The organism is Synechococcus sp. R3-13, assembly GCF_047462195.1.
Taxonomy (GTDB): domain Bacteria; phylum Cyanobacteriota; class Cyanobacteriia; order Thermostichales; family Thermostichaceae; genus Thermostichus.
The window spans coordinates 1-4,549 of the sequence record NZ_JANSIO010000491.1 but is presented as its reverse complement, the minus strand read 5'-3'; the positions used below and the strand labels follow the sequence as shown (position 1 = coordinate 4,549).

Below are 4,549 nucleotides of genomic sequence, written 5' to 3'. Positions count from 1 at the left end.
CAGTGCGGGGCTCCTGCGATTTCTAGCTGAACCTGGCCCTCTAAGCTCCCATTCCCGAGTACTGTTGCAAGCCTTTGCGCCACAACCAGCGATTGGCCAGCCAGAGCAGGCCCGTCCAGGCCAGGCCCATGCCAAAGCCGCCCAGAATATCCACCGGGATCCCTGCCCAGAGGCTGGCGGGAAAATGCACCAGGTAGGGGAAGGGTGTCCAGGCCAAGACCTGGCGCACGGGTGGTGGGAACACCTCCAGAGGAGCGATCACCCCCGAGAAAAACAAGTACACCAAAAAATGGAATTGCTCCAAGGCCGTCACCCGTTCCACCCAAAAGGCCAGCAGCGCCAGGGTGTACTGCATGAGAAAGCGCAGGGCAAAAGCCAGGAGAATGGCCAGGGATCCCAGCCCCGCCTGGGCCCAAGAGGGGATCCAAAAGGCACGGGGGTAGAGGACGAAGAAAAGGGCGATTAAAACCAGGGTAAAGGGGAGACGGGCCAAGCGCTCCATCAGGTGGCTGGCCACATGGTGCCAAGCGGGATCCAGAGGCTGCAACAGGCGAGGAGATAATTTGCCTTCGACCACCTCTCGCTCAAAGTCCCAGATGACCCAGACGATGGTGAACTGGCGCACCAGGAACACCGCCAGAAAGTAGCGGATGAACTCCAGAGCAGACAGCGAGAAGTCTCCTGAGCGGGCTGCCTCGCTCCACACCCCCATCATGATCAGGGGCAGGGATCCGGCCAACACCCACAGGATCAGCTCGGCCCGGTACTCCAGCATGTAGGCGTAGTAGGCGGAGAAGAGGGCACCCAACTTGCGAAAGAAGGCGTTCATGGAGATTCCGGTTGCGCAAGCGCTGCGGAGCAATACGAGACTGGCGGACGCAAAGTGGGCAACAAGCTGGCCAGGCTGACCACCGCTCCCACCACAACAATTGAAGGCGGTGCTACGGGCGAGGGCTGCCCAGCCAGAGTCTGCAGGCGGAGCAGATGAATCTCTTGCTCAGGGGTGGTGCCCCAGCGGATCAGGGCAACCGGGGTATCGGGAGCTTTCCCTCCGGCCAACAATTCAGCGGCAATGTGGCTGAGGTTGTGCATGCCCATGTAGATCACCAGGGTTTCCACCGCCCCGGCCAAAGCCCGCCAATTGACCTGAGGGCGGTATTTCCCTGCCGCCTCGTGTCCGGTTACAAAAGCAACTGAGGAGCTGAGGTCGCGATGGGTGAGAGGGATCCCGGCATAGGCGCTGGCGGCAATGCCCGCCGTAATTCCCGGCACCACCTCCACTGGGATCCCGGCCTGCACCAGAGCCAACATCTCCTCGCCGCCTCGCCCAAAGATGAAGGGATCCCCCCCTTTGAGCCGCACCACCACGGCTGCCGTCCGAGCTTTCTCCATCAGCAAGGCTGTGATCTGCTCCTGGGGCAAGGTGTGAGCGCCGCAGTGTTTGCCAGCATAGATCCGTTCTGCCGTCGGCGGGATCAGCTCCAGGATGGAGGATCCCACCAGAGCATCGTAGATGACCACATCCGCGTGGGCGAGTAGCGCCTTTCCCTTCACCGTCAGCAGCCCTGGATCCCCAGGCCCTGCCCCCACCAAATACACTTTGCCCATCTCAAGTCCTGGTCGCGTCATTGCTGTTGGAAATATCCATTTTGAGGGAATGGGAAAGATTCGGCTATTCCAGCGCCGGGCTAAAAGCCTGGAGTGTCTCCACAATGGCCTGCATCAGTTGAGGATCCCGCCAGAGGGGCGGCTCCACCTGGATTTGGAGCAGAGGCCATTCCCGCTGTAATCGCTGAGCCTGTTCTTGTAGGGCGCGCAGCAGACCGCCTGGAAAGAGAAAAAACGGCAGCACCCGTAGACGGCACTGGCTAAGGCGCAAGCAATGGATCACGACCGCTTCTAAGGTGGGGGACTGGGCAGCAAAAGCCACATGCAAGGGGATCTCGGGCAAGCGCCGTTGCACAGTTTGGATCCCGGCTTGGAGCTGGGCGGCAAACCCCGGCAGACGGCTGCCATGGCCAAGCACAATCCAGGCATCTGCCCGTTCGCCGGATTGCCTGAGCGTTGCAAAGCAAGAGGGCTGTGGAGCCAGAATGCGAGCCACCAACAGATCCAGGAGGGCCGGGTGCTGGCCAATGGGGGGTGTTAACCGGATGGGCAGGCGCGGCCAGCGAGCTTGAACCTGCTTCACCGCAGCCGGTAAATCCTCTTCCACATGGGATCCCTCGCCCATAAACAGCGACAGCAGCACCACTTGATCGGGAGATCGGCCTGCGCCCAGCCAAGCTGCCAGCCGTCCTTGAATCTGTTCGGCCAGGGTGAGAGGCTGACCTTCCAACTGGGCCAGCTCCACCGGCTGGGGAGCCAGCTGCTGCTGCACCCGGGCCAACAAATCTGCCAAAGCCTGCTGATAATCGGGATCCCGGCTGCCGTGACAGACCAAAAACACCAGGGGATTGGAGGACATGGCAGAGGTCAGGGATCCGAGCGGAAGGGTTCCATTTTGCTACTTTAGGGGATCCCGCCAACTTCTCGCGTAGGATCTGCGCGTATGATTTGAAGAGTACACACCCTCTTTCCCAGCTTCGTCAGCCCTTTCCCAGGTTTTCATGTCATTTGAGAATCGTTCCACCGCCCCTGAACTCTTAATCCATGTCTTGCGGGAGGGGTTGACCGAATCTATCCATCATTGCCAAGCTGTCGTGGCCGATAGCCGCGGGCGTTCTCTGGCCATGGCCGGCAACAGCACCACCCCTGTTTTTGCCCGTTCTGCCCTCAAACCTTTCCAAGCGCTGGCCATGCTCTCCACCGGCATCCGCGAGCGCTACCGCCTCAGCGAGAAAGATATTGCCATCATGTGCGGATCCCATCAGGGCACCACGGCTCATGCGCGGCAGGTGTTCAGCATACTGTGGCGGGCCGATCTGTCTCCCGATTTGCTGGTCTGCCCCACCCCACCCGGCAAGCCCAGCCCCCTGTGCCACAACTGCTCCGGCAAACATGCTGGCATGCTCGTGGCCAGCCGCGCCCAAAACTGGACCTTGTCAGACTACGCCCAGCGGCAGCATCCGGTGCAAGCGCTGGTGCGGGCCAAGCTGGCGGATTTGCTGCAAATGCCCTCGGAGGAGTTTTTGTTTGCGCGGGATGACTGTGGGGTGCCCACCTACCAATTGCAACTGAACCACCTGGCTTCTCTATTCGCCCAACTGACCGCCGGCGAGCGGCCCGACTTGGAATCGGTAGCACGGGCCATGACCCATCACCCGGAGATGGTGGCCGGACAGGGGTGTTTCGACACGGAATTGATGCGGGCCACTCAAGGGGATCTGGTGAGCAAATCGGGTGCTGAAGGGATCCAATGCATTGGCCGGGTAGGGGAAGGCATGGGCCTGGCCATCAAGGTTCAGGATGGAGCTGCACGGGCCAAATATGCTTTGGCTTTGCACCTGCTGCAGCGCATGGGCTGGATCCAGCCTGCCGCCGCCGAGATGCTGGGAGAGCGCTTCCTTCGCGTCGGCCCCTACACCCGCCTCGAGGTAGAAGGGGAGCTGCGCATGCCTTGAAGACTCAGCGCTGGAAGGGGTTTTGGTAAGGATTGGGGTTGGAGCTCTGGCCTTTGTTGCGGTACTTGGGGTTGATGGTTAGAGTGCCGGATCCCAGGCCCCGCTGCGCCAAAAACTCCAGGTTGCGGCGGCGCATGGTGGTGTCGTAGTCATTTTTAACGCGATCTTCCAGCATGGCCACCTGTTGCAACGCACTCAGCAGGATGGCAGCGGCCTGCTCGGAGCTGTAGCCGTTTTGCGAGGCGTAGCGCACGGCAAATTCATCGGCTGCAACTTGTGCTTTTTGCCCCTTTTCCGCTTTGCGCAACAGAAACACCGCCGAAGCGGCCAACCCGGCTGCTAGGCCAACACCGAGGTTGTCTCCCATCTGCAGCTCCACCAAAATGCCCATGCTGCCGGCCCCGATCAAGGCGGGATACAGCAACAACGCCGACCAGTTATCCCCCAAAGCCAGCTCTGTGGCCATCACCGCTTCTCGCAAGAAGTAGATCTTCTGCTGGTCAGGGCTCAGCTTCTGCCAACGGCTGAGGTCAATGGCGAAGCGAGAGTACTTTTGCCAGGGGAAGCGCCACAACGGCTGCACAACCCGAGACTGGTCAGGGGTGCCGATCTCGATCTGCACTTCAGGGCGGATCTCCACTGGGAGAAACTGGATCAGGCGGTCAAAGTCGGAAATGGTATACATGCTGGCACAGTGCGGCTAAGGGAGCGGCTGGAGAGGATTACCCATAGTAAAAGATTCTAGCCTTCCTTGCAGGCTAGCTCCAAGAAAGCCTTTTGCGATTTGAGGTCTGCGTCCATGCCATCTCACCTGTAATGCCGTCTCACCCTCAACTGAATTGACTGTAAAAACCAGACCAGCTTGTTCTGGATCAGTTGTCATTTTTGCAACGCGCCCATCTTTTGGGCCTTTCTGCCCTTGAGAGGCAGGGGAAGTAGAGGACGCTGTCGGTATGAGTTGACCAAAAAACTGGGTTCAAGCCCCG

The 4,549-nt window shown here is 60.0% G+C and carries 5 protein-coding genes; 1 reads left to right on the top strand and 4 read right to left on the bottom strand.

Annotation, left to right across the window (positions count from 1 at the left end; genetic code table 11):
* Window positions 1–40: 40 nt before the first annotated feature.
* The 3 genes from NW856_RS13620 to NW856_RS13610 all read right to left on the bottom strand — a co-directional run bounded on the left by NW856_RS13620 (window position 41) and on the right by NW856_RS13610 (window position 2,467).
* The gene (locus NW856_RS13620) at window positions 41–829 is read right to left on the bottom strand and encodes an ABC transporter permease (RefSeq protein ID WP_414400686.1); all 789 of its coding nucleotides are present in this window, start codon (window positions 827–829) and stop codon (window positions 41–43) included.
* Window positions 826–1,608, bottom strand: a complete 783-nt coding sequence (cobA, locus tag NW856_RS13615) for a uroporphyrinogen-III C-methyltransferase (RefSeq protein WP_011432673.1) — start codon at window positions 1,606–1,608, stop codon at window positions 826–828. The genes NW856_RS13620 and cobA overlap by 4 nt, the downstream gene beginning before the upstream one ends.
* Before the next feature lie 64 nt (window positions 1,609–1,672).
* Window positions 1,673–2,467 (bottom strand): sirohydrochlorin chelatase, encoded by a 795-nt coding sequence (locus NW856_RS13610; RefSeq protein ID WP_414400685.1) that lies wholly within the window; start codon window positions 2,465–2,467, stop codon window positions 1,673–1,675.
* 142 nt (window positions 2,468–2,609) lie between these two features.
* Between NW856_RS13610 and NW856_RS13605 the strand changes: the two genes are divergently transcribed.
* A complete protein-coding gene (locus NW856_RS13605) occupies window positions 2,610–3,563 on the top strand; it encodes an asparaginase (protein WP_414400684.1) in 954 nt (317 codons plus the stop codon).
* Window positions 3,564–3,567: 4 nt separating this feature from the next.
* On the opposite strand, the gene NW856_RS13600 is transcribed toward NW856_RS13605, so the two are convergent.
* Complete coding sequence (locus NW856_RS13600) at window positions 3,568–4,248, bottom strand: DUF3318 domain-containing protein (RefSeq protein WP_414400683.1); 681 nt, start codon at window positions 4,246–4,248, stop codon at window positions 3,568–3,570.
* Window positions 4,249–4,549 lie beyond the last annotated feature (301 nt).

Bases quoted from the DNA above. Each gene is read 5' to 3' on its own strand.
- NW856_RS13620 (WP_414400686.1), bottom strand. From the start codon at position 829: ATGAACGCCTTCTTTCGCAAGTTGGGTGCCCTCTTCTCCGCCTACTAC.
- NW856_RS13605 (WP_414400684.1), top strand. From the start codon at position 2,610: ATGTCATTTGAGAATCGTTCCACCGCCCCTGAACTCTTAATCCATGTC.
- cobA (WP_011432673.1), bottom strand. From the start codon at position 1,608: ATGGGCAAAGTGTATTTGGTGGGGGCAGGGCCTGGGGATCCAGGGCTG.
- NW856_RS13600 (WP_414400683.1), bottom strand. From the start codon at position 4,248: ATGTATACCATTTCCGACTTTGACCGCCTGATCCAGTTTCTCCCAGTG.
- NW856_RS13610 (WP_414400685.1), bottom strand. From the start codon at position 2,467: ATGTCCTCCAATCCCCTGGTGTTTTTGGTCTGTCACGGCAGCCGGGAT.